Source organism: Pseudomonas sp. SZ40 (assembly GCF_052958135.1).
This window is the reverse complement of record NZ_JBQWIF010000003.1, coordinates 218,433-233,233: the sequence shown is the minus strand read 5'-3', so window position 1 is coordinate 233,233 and position 14,801 is coordinate 218,433. Positions and strand designations below refer to the sequence as shown.

General features: G+C 57.4%; 8 protein-coding genes and 1 pseudogene. 7 read left to right on the top strand and 2 right to left on the bottom strand.

Going from position 1 to position 14,801, the window contains the following annotated elements; translation table 11 throughout:
- The first annotated feature begins 144 nt into the window (after positions 1–144).
- From ACT9T4_RS04745 to ACT9T4_RS04735, 3 genes are all read left to right on the top strand, one after another.
- Positions 145–2,106: an acyltransferase family protein gene (locus tag ACT9T4_RS04745; RefSeq protein WP_179538155.1), complete on the top strand. Its 1,962-nt coding sequence runs from the start codon at positions 145–147 to the stop codon at positions 2,104–2,106.
- 55 nt (positions 2,107–2,161) lie between these two features.
- Positions 2,162–3,178, top strand: a complete 1,017-nt coding sequence (locus tag ACT9T4_RS04740; RefSeq protein ID WP_179538156.1) for a hypothetical protein — start codon at positions 2,162–2,164, stop codon at positions 3,176–3,178.
- A gap of 189 nt (positions 3,179–3,367) precedes the next feature.
- Positions 3,368–4,102 carry a dienelactone hydrolase family protein gene (locus ACT9T4_RS04735; protein ID WP_499115754.1) on the top strand — a complete coding sequence of 245 codons (735 nt, stop codon included), beginning with the start codon at positions 3,368–3,370 and terminating at the stop codon, positions 4,100–4,102.
- 78 nt (positions 4,103–4,180) lie between these two features.
- Here ACT9T4_RS04735 and ACT9T4_RS04730 read toward each other — a convergent pair whose 3' ends face one another.
- Positions 4,181–5,188: an NAD(P)-dependent oxidoreductase gene (locus tag ACT9T4_RS04730; RefSeq protein ID WP_499115753.1), complete on the bottom strand. Its 1,008-nt coding sequence runs from the start codon at positions 5,186–5,188 to the stop codon at positions 4,181–4,183.
- A gap of 299 nt (positions 5,189–5,487) precedes the next feature.
- Between ACT9T4_RS04730 and ACT9T4_RS04725 the strand changes: the two genes are divergently transcribed.
- The 4 genes and pseudogenes from ACT9T4_RS04725 to ACT9T4_RS04710 all read left to right on the top strand — a co-directional run bounded on the left by ACT9T4_RS04725 (position 5,488) and on the right by ACT9T4_RS04710 (position 12,344).
- Complete coding sequence (locus ACT9T4_RS04725) at positions 5,488–5,910, top strand: DUF6630 family protein (RefSeq protein ID WP_499115751.1); 423 nt, start codon at positions 5,488–5,490, stop codon at positions 5,908–5,910.
- A gap of 168 nt (positions 5,911–6,078) precedes the next feature.
- Positions 6,079–7,247, top strand: a pseudogene (locus ACT9T4_RS04720) (IS3 family transposase).
- Positions 7,248–7,514: 267 nt separating this feature from the next.
- Entirely contained in the window at positions 7,515–11,270 is a 3,756-nt protein-coding gene (locus ACT9T4_RS04715; protein ID WP_499115749.1) for a hypothetical protein, read from the top strand.
- Positions 11,271–11,786: 516 nt separating this feature from the next.
- Positions 11,787–12,344: a hypothetical protein gene (locus tag ACT9T4_RS04710; RefSeq protein WP_499115747.1), complete on the top strand. Its 558-nt coding sequence runs from the start codon at positions 11,787–11,789 to the stop codon at positions 12,342–12,344.
- 411 nt (positions 12,345–12,755) lie between these two features.
- Here the strand turns inward: ACT9T4_RS04710 and ACT9T4_RS04705 are convergent, their stop codons facing one another.
- Complete coding sequence (locus ACT9T4_RS04705; protein WP_499115745.1) at positions 12,756–14,792, bottom strand: DUF8724 domain-containing protein; 2,037 nt, start codon at positions 14,790–14,792, stop codon at positions 12,756–12,758.
- Between the last annotated feature and the right edge of the window lie 9 nt (positions 14,793–14,801).

The following is a 14,801-nucleotide window of genomic DNA, read 5'->3' as shown; positions in this document are numbered from 1 at the left end:
TTTCGTTAAATGCCCTCTCTACCAGACCTGCGCACAGCGCTGCTTGGGCCAATTCGTAAACCGCGATACCCACGGTAGTACTTTCCACACAACCCACGTAGTGGTGCCCTCACCAGGTACGCATGCTCGACAGGAGGTCGTGGTATGCAATTCAGATCGGATATCAACGGCCTGCGTGCCGTGGCCGTTTTGCTGGTCGTGCTGTTTCATTTCGGTGTTGCGCCGGTTTCGGGCGGCTTCATCGGCGTGGATGTGTTTTTCGTGATCTCGGGCTATCTCATGACGGGGATCATCGTCTCACGCAGCCTGGCGGGTCGATTCAGCTTCGCCACCTTCTATCTGGAGCGCTGCAGACGCATCGTGCCGGCGCTGGCGGTGCTCTGTGTGGCGATGCTTGCGGTGGGGTGGTTCCTGCTGATGCCGGGGGAGTATGTCAGCCTGGGCAAACAGGTGATCGCCGCGCTGACATTCGTTTCCAATGTGCTGTTTTGGAAAGAGGCCGGCTACTTTCACGAAAGCGCTCATGACCTGTGGCTGTTGCACACCTGGTCGCTGTCGACCGAGTGGCAGTTCTATCTGCTTTATCCGATCTTGCTGGCCGTATTGGCACGCTTCGCCAGCCTCGCGGCCTGGCGCTGGGTGATTCTTGCTGCTGCTGCGCTGTCATTGGTCATCGCCGTACTGGGTTCGCTGCACTCGGCATCCGGAGCCTTTTACCTGCTGCCAGCGAGAGTCTGGGAGATGCTAGCCGGCGCGCTGGTGTATCTGTTCCCGCTGACGCTGGCAGTGACTCAGCGTCGTGCGCTGGCCTGGGTGGGCCTGGCGCTGGTTCTGGCGGCGGCATTGCTGGTCAATGAACAGGATCTGTGGCCGGGTTATCTGGCGTTGGTCCCCGTGGCGGGTAGCGCGTTGTTCATCGCCGCCGCGCACGAACGATGTGCGCTGACCGATAATCGCATTGCCCAGTATCTGGGGCGCACCTCGTACTCGGTATATCTGTGGCACTGGCCCATCGTGGTGTGGCTGGATTACTTCAGCCTGGAGAGCCAGCCAGCGTGGCTGGCAATCGGCATGCTGGCGTCGCTGGCGGCAGGGCATCTTTCCTACATGTTCGTCGAGCTTGGCGCCACCCGCAGCGCAGGCTTGCTACGACGTACCCAGCCTGCGGCCAAGCTGGGCATGCTCTTCGGCGTAGTGCTCGCGGCTATGCTGACGGTGGTGGCCAGCGGCGTTCCAGTTCGTCTCTCAGCCAACTTTCGCCAGGCCTCGGCGCAATTGTCGATGCCGATCATCACCAATGGCTGGTGCTTCTACAGCGTGGAGACCATCACCACGCTGCCGGTGGGCAATCGCGGCCAACTCTGCCGCCTCGGTGCACGGGACGGCGAGCTCAAGGCGCTGCTGATCGGCGACTCCTTCGCGGGGCACTACGCGCCGTTCTGGGATGCCATCGGCAATACCCTGTCCATCGACGTGCAATCGGTGGCCAGCGACTGGTGTTTTCCTTCCGAGGGCCTGGCCTTCACCGGGCCTACCAGCAGTCGCGCCTATGAGCAGTGCCAGCTGAATCGCGCCTATCTGAAGGCTGGCATCGAGCGATACGACCTGATCATTTTTGCCGGCTCCTGGGGCGTGATCCGCAACCAGCAGAAAATGGATGGCGTCTATCATGCGATACAGCTGACGTCGGGGAGGGCGCCCTTGCTGGTCGTGATGCCGACACCGACCAACTTCGACGTCAACGTTGCGGACCGCTATGCCCGCACGCTGCTCTTCGACATTCCCTTCGATATCGGCAAGTACGGCAAGCAGCGAGATGTGTCCGCACGCCTGGCCAACGCCGAGCTGCAGGCACAGGTCAGCGACGTGGCCAACATCATGTTCCTGGCCCGTGACGACCTGTTCCATATCGGCGGCGCGCCCTCCGACGTGACCCGCGACAACGTCCCGTTTGGTCTCGATGAATCCGGCCACCTGAGCATCTACGGCTCACAGCAGGCAGCAGAAGCCTTCAGCGAAACGGCCCGCTATCGCTCATTGGTAGAACGCTTGCAGCGGCTACGGTTGCAGCGGGCAGAGATGCAAATGGGAAGGGTGGGGATATGAGGGGCAGCAGTGGCGCCAGCCACGACCGCTGCAGCCCCGATACGCGTCCACGTATATGAGCATCAACCTGGAGAACCCTGTGTTCACGGCCTCGACCATCAGTGAGATCGATACCCTGGAAGCGCTCAACAGGCTCTTCGATATCGAGTACGGCCACGTTTTCATCAAGGACACCTACCACCGCCCGCTGCGCTCCTACAACCTCATCAATTCCGATGCCCGCTGTCAGTTCCTCAAGCACAGCAGGTGCTGCGATACGGCTCACCAGCGCGGTTACGTGGTGGAAACCACGGAAAACAAACTGGTGCTGATTGGCCACTGCTGCGCGCTCAAGCACTTGGGGCTGGACGATGAGCAGGTCCAGAACGATTTCAAGCGACTCACCGCTGCGGAGAAGGATGCACTGCGCCGCCAGCGCGTGCAGGCGTTGCTGGAGCGAAGAGAGGAACTCACCCTGTGTGCGAAAGACCTGCTCAAGGCGTTCAAGCACCTGCAGGCCGAGGCCAGCAGCGTTCTGGAGATGCTCCCCGCTGAACTGCTGCCGGTGCTGGTCGATCGCTGGAAACGCAATGCGCTGAAGGTGATGTGGGAATACATGACCATAAAGCACGGCAGGGACGAGCGCGGGCGCGCCATCACCGAGAAGGCCTGGTACCCCCATGAATGCGGAACCCTCAGGGGCCTGGGCGCCTGGCTGCAGTTCGATGAAACAACGCATCTCCAGCAGCTGTACGAGTTCCTACGCCAATTCAAGAGCATTCCGCTGAAGGTCGCGTTGAGCAATGCTGAACTGGCGTCGGCCGAGGCCGTGCTGAGCAGTATTTCGGCGCTTGATCTGATGGCCAGGGAGCTCGAACTGCAGCGCAAGCTGATCGCCGAGTTCTGCGCACTGGGCAACCTGATCATCCAGGTTCAGCTGTTCGCCAACAGGGACTTACGCGCCAGGGTCGTGGAAGCGGTGCATCGGATCGCAGGGCAGCCACTCACCATATCGGCCAACCGTTTCGTGGATGCCATCGATGAGGCCATCCGCACGCAATACAAGGCTGCGGGAATTCGCATCGCTACCTAGCGCCTGCCGGGGTGCCGTGACGAACGGCAGAACGGGTTGCGCGAACTGCCTGGGTTCGATGCGTTCGAAAGAGCTGTTCCGGGCATCGCTTCGCGCAACGCCGGGCTACATGGTCGTGACCATGTAGCCTGCGGTTGAGCACAGCGAGCCCCACGGCCTTTCCCTGCACTCGATCAAAGGAGCATCTACATGCCTTACGAACAGGCCAGCCTCTCCACGCGTGATGGCAACTGCGTGGTGCATCTGTTTACCCCGGTTTCCGAACGACCAAGCCCGGCGATCATCTTTTACCCGGACGCGGGCGGCATTCGGCCCGCTGCACTGGCGATGGCCGAGCGGCTGTCGGAGGCCGGCTACGCCGTTCTGCTGCCCGATATCTTCTACCGCTACGGCCCTTATGGCCCACTCGACCCCAAGGAAGTATTCAAGGGCGACGTGCGTGCCATCCTCGGGCCGCTGATGGCGACTACCGACAATGCCAAGTCGGTCGAGGATACCCATGCGTTTCTCGCTTACCTCGATGCACATGAAGGTGTTCTGACGCAGAAGATCGGCGCGGTCGGATTCTGCATGGGCGGCGGCATGGCGATCGCAGCCGGCGGCACCTGGCCGGATCGATTCGCAGCGGTTGCCAGCTTCCATGGCGGCAATCTGGCCAGCGATGCACCCGATAGTCCCCATACCTACGTGGCGGCCCTTGAAGCCGAGCTGTATATCGGTGCCGCCGAGAACGACTCCAGTTACCCGGCGGCCATGGCCGAGCGGCTCGAAAAGGCGCTCGCGGACGCCCAGGTTCGCTTCACCACCCGAACCTATCCCGCCGCCCATGGCTGGATGATGACGGACTTCCCCGTCTACGATGAACGCGCAGCGGAGGAGGGGTGGCGCGACATGCTGGCCTTGTTCGCCCGCAACCTTCGTTAGGTATTCGGGCAGATCCTGAATATCGCTGCGCAACCGCCGTAGCCGGTGGTCGCGTGCAGCGATACCCATGACCGGCGTTCACGGAACCTGCAGCCCAATGACCCGGCCACCCTCACGCTCGAGACGCGCCAGGTAGGTGTCGGTGTCGTGAATCTGGTAAGGAAAGTACAGGCCAGGCGCAGTGGGCGGCTTGCCATCGAGCCCGACAAGTCGATCGAGGATCAGGGAGACACCGATTGCGGTGAGTGGCGCCGCCCCTTCGGGGTGGAAAACGGCGTGCCGCGTGCTCAACTGCTGGCCTGAATGGTCCTCTCCGTTGAGCTCGATGATGATTTCAGTCGACAACCCGTGCCCCGCACGCCGGCTCGAACTCACGCCGCTGCCCAGGTTGAATTCGACACTGCGTGCACCGGTGGCCGTGGCCAAGCCCACCACGTCTATCGATGAAAAGCCCGTTGCCTGGATTTCGGTACCGTCGATGGCGCGGAATACAGCCTTGGCATCATCGCCTGCGCGCCACACATAGACCCCATCCTTGCGGGTGAGGGCGGCCGGCAACATCTTGTTCAAGTGCTCGAAGTCAGCGGCGACCGCAGGACCGCCAGCGTCCTCTTCATCGACGAGCGCGCCGATGCGAATCTCATGTACCCGGCTGAATGCCTTGGCCAGTTCGAGCGCCGGCACCGTGGTGGCGCCCACCAGCCATTCATAACCGAGCACGACCGCCGCAGCGTTGGGCGTGTGCATGAAGGCCGCGATTTCCGGCGCTATCTCGAAAACGCCTGAGGAGATGCTCAGGTGAGGAACGCCGCGCGCCTGTGCGAAACTCAGCCCGGCGATCGAATGATCCATATAGAACACGGCCACGGCACTGACCTGGCGCTCGCCCAGGCCAAGATCATCCCGCGCCGGATCGATCACCACGCCCTCGGCACCGCCAATTTCCGTTGCGGTGCTTTGCGCCTTGGCCAGGTCACGGCCGCCGATCAGCAGGGGAAGGTCGGGGTATGCAGCACGTAATGATTGAGCCGTCTGGCGACCGATCGCGCCGGAGCCGCCCATCAGCAGTATCGGATCTAATGGCATTGTTCTGCCTCCTGTTGCAGGTGGAAAACCAACGTTGGCGTTCAAGCTAGCACAGGAAATGGCACAAAACCTACCAAGGGTAGGTTGTTCGTCGAAAAGGCGTGGGATGAAAAAACGCAGATTTGGCTGTAGCGTATGGGAATATGGGAATATGGGATCGGCTATTCGGTGGACGCTTTACTATGCCACCGCCCGAAACAACTTAGCTTAGTGACAGGGAATGCTTTAAGGCACTGAGGCCTGAGCTGCCCGAGCAGCGTCGTGCATTAAAGTCTCTGCTGGAGCTGCTGCTTATCCGCATGCCAGGAGAAGAGCGTGGAAGGCTGGAGCGGCGCATCTTAAGAAAGCTAAAAGAGGGTGCCTGCCCCGAAACGGCTCTTTACGGAGGATTGACCGATGATAAGCGTGGCCAGAAATTAAAGCAGCTCACATTGATGGTATGTGATTTTCGGGGTTTCGATAGCTTTGAGTATTTGGCCCCCATTCTCGCTCAGGCTAGTGGTATTTCGGCTCCCTTTGCCTATATGCACGACGGTAGTCAGCCGATGTCTGACGTGCTGGCCGAGTTTGATATTTGGCTGCAAAAACATGGAATGCGGTACCTGTACATGAATACGGGTGGGGACGAATACGCAGGCTTTGTCGTCGAAGCCCAGCGCGTCCAACAGATTGTGGAGTTAGCCAAAGAAGCGGATATCAGGCTCAGTCTCGAAAGTTTTTGACTGGAAAATTCAGCCGCTCGGACTGAGGTGGAGAAGATTCCCCTTTTGGAAGACGTCACAAACTGTGCCGCGTGTGCTTCAGCTCTCGGCGTCGTAAATCTCGTTGTAGTGGTCTACTAACCCCGGACACCTTTTTAGGCGAAGATGATTGCCATGTAGAGGTGTTCGATGATCAGACAACGACGTACTTTCACTGCTGCCTTCAAGCGCGAGGCTGCCAGCCTGGTGCTCGACCAAGGCTACAGCTGCCCTGAGGCCGCCAAATCCCTCGACGTGGGTGAGACCGCATTACGCCGCTAGGTCGCCCAGTTGCAGCTGGAGCGTGGAGGTATCACGCCTAGTGCCAAGGCGCTCACGCCTGAGCAGCAGACGATCCAGAAACTCCAGGCCCGTATCAACCGGCTGGAGCTTGAGAAGAAAATCTTAAAGGAGGCCACTGCGCTCTTGATGGCCGAGGAGCACGGGCGCAGACGTTGAAGTCGATTCGGCAGTTGGCCAAGCGTCATCCTGTTCAGCTGTTGTGTTCGGTCTTCGAACTACCCCGATCGTGTTACTACGCCTATCTGGCACGACTGCGTCGCATCGATGTGCGCCGAGTGAGTCTGCGCAGCCGCATCAACTAGCTGTTCAGCCAAAGCCGTGACTCAGCCGGTAGTCGCAGTATCGTTGCCATGCTCAAGGACGAAGGCACCGAGGTCGGGCGCTTCAAGGTCCGGGGCTTGATGAAGGAACAGGGATTGATCAGCAAGCAGCCAGGTTCTCATGCGTACAAGAAGGCCACGATTGAGCGCCCTGACATTCCCAATATCCTCGACCGGCAGTTCACTGTTGCAGCGCCAAACAGGGTCTGGTGCAGCGATATCACCTATATCTGGACGCAGGGTCGATGGAGCTACCTGGCCGTCGTCCTGGACTTGTACAGCCGCAGAGTGGCGGGCTGGGCGATGTCTGCCAAGCCCGATGCCGACTTGGTCATCAAGGCGCTCGACAGAGCTTACGAGATGCGTGGCAGGCCGCAGGGTGTCCTGTTTCATAGCGACCAGGGCAGCCAATATGGCAGCCGTAATTTCCGTCAGCGGCTCTGGCGCTATCGGATGACGCAAAGCATGAGCCGACGGGGAAACTGCTACGACAACGCCCCCATGGAGCGGCTGTTTCGTAGCTTGAAGACGGAGTGGGTGCCGACGGCGGGCTACATGACGACAACGCTGGCCGAGCAAGATATAGGTCGCTATCTCATGCAGCGATACAACTGGACAAGACCGCATCAGCACAACGGTTTCGTGCCGCCAGCGATTGCGGAAGAAAAACTCAATTCTGTGTCCGGGAATTGTTGACCACTACAGTTCCTATCGTGGATAGCACTCGCCAGACCAGCCCTTATGCGGAGACCGCCTATACCTTGGGTCGCCAAGGCTTCTTGCCGCTTGGATCAATGACTTGAAGATCGGGAATGCAGGCTGGCCCGGCGACATGACACTGACGCTTTTGGGCTGTCTGGCCATCCGGCTGCGACGTGGGTAGAGTGGCCCTGTGCCATGAGGTCGCGCTTACAGGCCTCGACCTCAACTGATTATCGATTGGCGTCAGAAAGGAGTGTGTCGTTGAAATGGATTAGCGCTCTTCAACTCGGGGTCTGGGCCAATACGCTCCAAGCAGAGAATAAGTTGCCCGAGCTCGTCTCAGAAATGATATGGGCCACTGCATCGAAGGTCAGGCGCCTGAGGTTTCTGTACGGGGACATGGGGCAGGTTCGTGGCTACGACGGCTACTTGGATGCAGACTCAGCCTCTTCATTCGTTCCTAACGGTAAGTCCATCTGGGAATTTGGAACCAATGGTGACGGCAAAAGCAAGGCTGAGCAGGATTACAACAAGCGAACCGCTGAAGTGGGCGCGCAGGCGCGGTCTGAACATACGCTTGTGCTTGTATCTCCCAGGACGTGGGATACGCCTCGCGAGAAAGTCGAGATTTGGCTAGCTGAAAAAATTAAATCTGCCCAGTGGAAGCATGTGATCTATATCGACGGGCAGATGCTTGAGGACTGGCTTCACCAATGTCCAGCAGTAGCTTCCAAATGGGCTCAACGCGATTTTCAACTGGCCCCTCAAACCGGGGTACTCAGTACTGACGAATTTTGGATCGGATTTTCCTCCCTGTTCAAACCTCATCTTGTGGAGGAAGTCTTGCTCGCTGGACGGGAGTCCCAAGCGGAGGATCTGTTGCGCAAGCTGGCCCGAGAAAATGGGTGTTGGGCCTTTTCTGCTGATGCCAGCGATGAGGTCATTGCCTTTGTTGTTGCAGCAATACGAAAGGCCCCTGATACGGTGCGAGAGTTCCTAGAGTCACGCACGTTGATCGTGGAAACCGAAGAGGCTGCGCGTCATCTGGCCAGCACTTCAAATCTGATCTACCTGCCGAGAAAAGCTGCGCGTAAAAGCGCAGGGCTCCTCATGAAGCGTGGGCCCACTGTCATCAGTGCTGGGGTGAGTGACAAAAAAATTGACCATGTCGAGTTGCGTCGACCATTGAGTAGCGAGCTTAGCAAAGCGTTTGTCCTGATGGGGATGACTGAAAACGAAGCCTATAATTCCGCGCGTAGCTGTGGCCGAAGTTTGGCGGTGTTTGCCCGCCTCAATCCCAACGGTTACACGGAATACCCCGAGTGGCGAGATAGTGCGCTAGAACTGGTTCCGGCGCTGCTTGCGGGAGCATGGGACTCGGACGTAGATCACGACAAGAGTATCCTCAGCTCGCTCAGCGGGTATGATTACGAGGATGTCGAAGATACTCTGCGTAAGTATCTGGAAATGTCGGACTCACCCATTGAGCGTGAAGACAACCTCTGGGCGACGAGGGCGCCCGTCGATGTATTCCTAAACATTGCGTCCCAAATTGGGCACCGGCACCTCAAGCTGTTCCGGGAAGCCTTGATTGCCGTTTTTGACACAGCCGCCGCTTCGCACGCTCCACCGAAAGCCGAAGATGCATTTGTGATCCCCAAGAAGCGCGAGAGTGCGACAGAGCACAGTGAGCATTTGAAAAAGGGGATGCTGACAACCTTGCTTCATATTGCTGTTCTGCACAAACCTGCTCGTTTCACCGCTGCAGGTAAAGACCCTCAGCGCTACGTGGATGAGCTTGTTCAGTCGATCACGGGCTTATCATCCAATTCTGTGCTGATCGCCAGTTTAGAGCAGAACCTGCAACTGCTCGCAGAGGCTTCGCCCAATTCTTTTCTTGAGGCCCTTGAGCGTCAGCTTGAGGGCGATTCGCCTTCAATCCGGCCTATTTTTGATGAGCATCCAGGTGTGCTTAGCCCGGTTACCTACCACTGTGGCCTTTTGTGGTCGCTTGAGGTGCTTGCATGGGATGCGACGTCATTTGAGCGTTCAGTAGTTTGCCTGGCCAAACTCGCGGCCTTCGATCCGGGAGGCAGGCTAACCAACCGACCTATCAACAGTCTGCGAGAGATATTCCTGTCTTGGTCTCCCTGCACCTCAGTTAGAACGAATCGACGGCTGGCTGTTTTGCAGAGCATTGTGAAGCAGGTTCCCTCTATCGCTTGGCCGCTGCTGGCAAGTTTGCTTCCTCGATCAGGTGGCATCAGCAGCCCGACCGCAAGGCCAAAGTTCAGAGATTATGAGCGTGATGATCGGGAGAACCTGACCTATGGGCTTGTGTGGGAAAGCGAAGCAAAAATTATCGCGCTCGCGCTCGAAGAAGCGGGTGCGTTACCTGATCGCTGGGAGGCTCTGATTGGGGCCATGGCACATTTTCAGGAGGCACCGTTCAGTGCGCTGACGCATCGGCTGGATGAGGTACTCGGCGAAGTCTCTAGCGAGGATCGGGTCAGTATCTGGAAGTCGTTGAATGTCGAGGTTAAGCGACACCAGAAGTACTCAAACGCTAACTGGGCCATGTCGGAGGAGAGGCTGAAGCGTCTCCTGTTCGTGGCAGACAAACACGCGCCCGAAGAGTTGGTGGAAAGCCAGAGTTGGCTTTTCGATGATTGGATGCCGCCTGTTGAAGGGGTTGATGATGAGGATGCTGACCCTGTTGAGCTTGTCGAAGATGCTCGACTGGTCGCGGTGAGAACAATCCATGAAGCGCGGGGCGTTCAGGGGCTCTTGGCGCTCCTTGAACGTGCGGCGCATGCGCGGCTTATAATGTCCACCGTTAGCCGCCTTGAGTTGCCATATGAGCAGTTGTGGGAGCTATTTTCCAATACCCTAGGCCGCGATTCCAAGCAGATGGATTTGGCCGCAGGCTTCTCGCTTGCAGAGGGCGTGTCCCGTTTTAGGCAGCAATGGATGGAGGACGCGCGTACGGCGTTGTCGAATAGCGGTATAACGACCGAATGCCTTGCGCAAATATTCGCCTTCGTTCCCGATGAGCTAAAAATCTGGCTATACGTCGAGTCATTCGGCGATGAGATTGATCGCGCCTACTGGTCGCAGAAGGCGCCGTACCCCCTAGACCGAGATACAAACGAGCTGCTGTACGCGATGAGGAAGTACCTCATGGTCGATCGGCCTACTGCTGCATTGAGCGCAGCCTCTCGCCGACTCCAGGACATACCGTCGCAGCTTGTCATCTCCCTGCTCAAGGCTGGGGTTGGTGAGCACAACTCCAACTCAGTGACCTCCAGCTTTTTCGATGTTGAGAAGGTCATTGACGACTTGGCGGGGCGATCTGATGTTGCTACTGATGAAGTGGCGGGCTTGGAGTTCATCTATCTGCAGGCGCTTCGGGAAGAACCCAAAACCCTTCATAGAATGCTGCTTGAGCAACCTGAATTTTTCATGGGTATGGTCAGTCGAGTGTTCAGGGCTAAAGGCGCTGAGCCATCTGAAGTCTCCGAGATTGACAGGCAGCATGCATCAAACGCGTATCGTCTCCTCAAAGGTCTTAACCGGCTGCCTGGCCAGTCTGGAGAAGAGGTCAATGAGCAAGCTTTGTTGAATTGGTGTCACGAGGTTCGGCGCTTAGGCGTTGAGTCAGATCGCGAGGCCATTACCGACCAAATGATCGGCCAGGTATTAGCGCATGCGCCAGTAAGCCACGAGGACGGTGCTTGGCCTCACGAAGCTGTTAGACGCCTCATCGAAACCCTCGCATCGGAAGAGATCGAGCGCGGGATCCAGATCGAGCGATTCAACATGCGGGGGGGTGTGGTCAAGAACATGGGCGAAGGAGGTGAGCAGGAGCGCGTCCTGGAGCAGCAAACACGAGATTGGGCTAAGTCATCGGTGAACTTTGTTCGCACGAGTGCGATGCTTGAGCTGATTGCAGATTCTTGGGCCTCGGACGCTGAGCGTGCTGATTCGCAGGCGAAGCAATGGGCAATGCGTGAATGACGGCGATTAGAGGTAGCCGCTTTGTATGGAAAATCTTGTCCAAGTCTGTGTCTCTGAGGGTCAGGTGAAGCCATCACCGAGCATTGCGGTTGTCTTTGAGCTACGACATGGGGTTGGATGAGGCTTGCGGTGACGTCTTTTTGATGTCAACGCTGAAAGCAGTGGCTTTGGGTGATCAAATTCGTTGAACACCCAGGGCCCTGAACGGTTCCAGCAAACGGCGTCTTTGGCGTATGAAGTCTCTGCGATGAGGGAGGGTGCCTGTGCTTGAAAGCTGACTGACGCGGCCATCCTCAGGGCGGGGAGCTAGAGATGACATGCCCACACGCCGTCTTGAAAATCTTGTCGGCAAACCCAGTTCCAGGAAAAATGACTCTGAGCAGAGATCAGCCCAGGCTAACAGTTAGTAACGGCGAAAGCTTAGGGACTGCCACTCATTTGGGCCCCCGTGTTGCCCTGATCTACCGATTGGTCGCGACGTTTCTCGATCCCGATGTACGATAGCGGAGTAGCTGGATGCAAATTCCTCAACACGCGCTTTATGAGCTCTTCGACCGAGCTCTAAAAGCCTTCATGGTTAAAGACGCAGCCAACATTCGGGACAACGCAGCAGAGCGTAATCTCTGCGCACGATTGGGTTACCAGTTCGAGTCGATGTTCCCGGACTACAAGCTCGCGGGCTACTTTGCGGATCCTGAGTACAACCGCAAACAGGATGGCGAGATCAAAACCATCATCAATGGTGAATATGAGGTTATTCAGGTGACCTGCGACCTGATTCTCCACAGTCGTGGTGAGCAAGAGCCTGACAACCTGATCGCGATTGAAATGGCAAAACCGGACAAGACAGCTCAGCAAGTTCTGTCAGACCGCCATCGGCTCATGGCGCTGACGAAGAGGAATTTGGAGCACGTTTGGTCGTTCGGTGGAAAGGTTCACCCTGAGCATGTGTGCGGATATCTGCTGGGGGCTTTCATCCTGGTGGATCGTGTCAGGAACCTGGTTTCTGTTGAGTTTTTTGAGGACGGGAATTCGGTAGGAAAGCTGAAGCTCTTTCACATGGGTGGAGTTTGAGCGGCTTTGACCGGTGGCTAAAATGGCTTCGGTGATAGCTAGGGCACCCGTCAGCAACTCAGAGTCGCAATATTCGCGACTCTAACAGGGTATGCCCTGCTGTACATGGCAACCTGCTGACGTTTCAGTATCTGGTATTGGGGTATTGGCCGACGCTTTTGTGGACAAACTGCTCACTCAAGCTAAAAACGCATGAGTTCAGCTTGGCGATGTGCCATTTGTGAACTCCGAGATCATCAACTAATACGAACGCGTTCTTAGCTGCCTACGCCAATGGCCCCAACACCGTGCCCCTGAGTCCCCGTCCTAGTAGCCCCTATTTGAAGCCGCCTTCCTTCCAGGTGCCTGTAAAGTCATCCTGGCGGCTAACCTCATAAGCGGTTTCTGTATTGCCTAGGCAGGTGATCCAAATCACCTCTCCCAAAAGCCTTTTTGGATCAGGAGTGAACCCTCACGATTCGCAGGCCCCCCGTGGATGTATGCACGGGAGAGGCCTTGGTTGAACGTCTCGCAGCCGATTTCGATCTGAACGCAACCACTGCAGGAGTTGCCGCCATCCGTGCACACGGGGTCGAACGCGCAGTTGAAGGCGAACATGCTAGCATCGTCAAACCATGGCTGCAGGTAGTGTTGGAACAGGGTCAGGAGCCCGCCAGCGGTGTAATTCTGAACCGACGACACATAGAGGATTACCGAGAGATCCATCGGGATCAGGTACTCCTGGATGCTCTTGGAGTCGTACCCCGTATGGCGCCGCGCGGTCAGCATGAGCGCATGGCTGATCGTGTGTAGCAGGTTAAAAGGGGCGCCTTCTTCAGGGTTTCGGGATGGGATTTCCCTCGCCGCTTTGCCAGGCAGCATGGACAAGACGTAGTAATGGCTCAGGAGGTAGGCATGGCTGCGGGCTTTGTCGGCAAACACCTCCTCGCCCGGCGGCTCCAAAAAGGCAGAGTCGACGCACCAACGCAACACCTTGCGAGGATCCAGTCGGATCCATAAGGCTTCGGTTTTTGCAGACATTGCATAGATGGAGGTTTTACCTTTCATAGCCTCATCGACACGGTCTGCGAATGCGTTGAGCAGAACAGGCGGGGTACCGGGATTTACCGACGGCGTACCTTTTTCGCGTGTATAGCCCAACGTGGTCAAGACCACCCGCAGGTCTGGGATGTGGGTCACCGAGTCGATGCCGTACCGCTCCTGGACGCTCTGCCATTGTGTTGCAAGCAGATCTCTTTGCACGCTGTCGTTGGTCTCAGCAATCTCTTGAGCGATCGTTCTGCCTTGTACATCATGAGGCAGGAATACGGCTTCCAACGTGCGCCGATTGCTGACCAGGTCAATGAGCCTGCCCGGGTCTGATATGAATTTGCGAGCGGCGCTGAAGCATCCTGATGACGCTGCGAGCTGGGACTCGATTAGGGCGGCCTGCTTGCGAGTTGCGTCGAGTAACTCAGCCAAGAAATCATCATCTTCGGCCTGGAGTTCGTATTTGGCGATGCTCAGTCGCTTTCTCTCTAGCTCTGCACGCAGTGCTGTCTGCTCTTCAGCATCGCCCACATTCGCAGATAGCAGCAGATCCAGTTTCTGCTGCAGCTCACGTCCCGACATCAGCTTCAGTAATGCAAGCGCAACCCCTTCGGATACGTCCTGGCCCACCCCCTCAGGCCCTTCGGGACTGCCTTGCAAGCTTTGTAGGAGAGAAGCAATGAGTTTTCCAAGCTCCTCGTTCAGTGCGATGTATTGCGTGCTCTGTGCGTAAAAGGACTCGCCGCTCGTGAGAGGTGTCCCACGTTTTTGGATTTCGTCCTGGTACTGGTTGCTGCAGGCCGGGCACTTGTCTTGGGTTGACCCGGAAAGCTTGTTGCCCGATTCCACATCAAAGAAAGATGAGTGGAAGAACGAGCCCTCGTCGCGATAGCCGATATTGGTCGAGCGGCGCGCGGCAGGATGAATGTGAATGGGCTTCGCCAGTCCGCACCGATGAACAGACACATACGGAACCTGGATCATTTCGCCCGAGCAACCTGGACGCTTGCATGCAATGAAGCTTCTGCCGTTGCGCGCCTTGATTCGAGCCTGCATCTTTGCAAGTGTTCGGTCTTCGGGTTCTCGCGAGTCGTAAAAGTCCAGCACCTTGCACAGTCTGCAGGTGAGAATCAGTGGGGCAGGCGAAACCGAAATTTCTGAGGGTGACTGGATCTCCAGGCGTTTTTTTTCGGCGGCGGTCATGAAGGCGGGGTCGACTGCCCCCCCTGCGTGCTCCCAGTCGATGACGAAGTTCAAGACAGCCTCACGCAGTTGCTCTTTGTCGACCCCGTCCAGAGCGGATCCGCTGTTGATGATCCCCATCACCTGACCGTAAGCCTGATTTCGAAGCCGCGTGTACGCCCCGGGCAGGAAGGCTTCCCTAAAGAGGCGGCTGCGACTCACATATTCCTTATCCATTGCTACTTC

Coding starts and splice junctions, on each gene's coding strand:
- ACT9T4_RS04745 (WP_179538155.1), top strand. CDS start 145: ATGCAATTCAGATCGGATATCAACGGCCTGCGTGCCGTGGCCGTTTTG.
- ACT9T4_RS04740 (WP_179538156.1), top strand. CDS start 2,162: ATGAGCATCAACCTGGAGAACCCTGTGTTCACGGCCTCGACCATCAGT.
- ACT9T4_RS04735 (WP_499115754.1), top strand. CDS start 3,368: ATGCCTTACGAACAGGCCAGCCTCTCCACGCGTGATGGCAACTGCGTG.
- ACT9T4_RS04730 (WP_499115753.1), bottom strand. CDS start 5,188: ATGCCATTAGATCCGATACTGCTGATGGGCGGCTCCGGCGCGATCGGT.
- ACT9T4_RS04725 (WP_499115751.1), top strand. CDS start 5,488: ATGCCAGGAGAAGAGCGTGGAAGGCTGGAGCGGCGCATCTTAAGAAAG.
- ACT9T4_RS04710 (WP_499115747.1), top strand. CDS start 11,787: ATGCAAATTCCTCAACACGCGCTTTATGAGCTCTTCGACCGAGCTCTA.
- ACT9T4_RS04705 (WP_499115745.1), bottom strand. CDS start 14,792: ATGGATAAGGAATATGTGAGTCGCAGCCGCCTCTTTAGGGAAGCCTTC.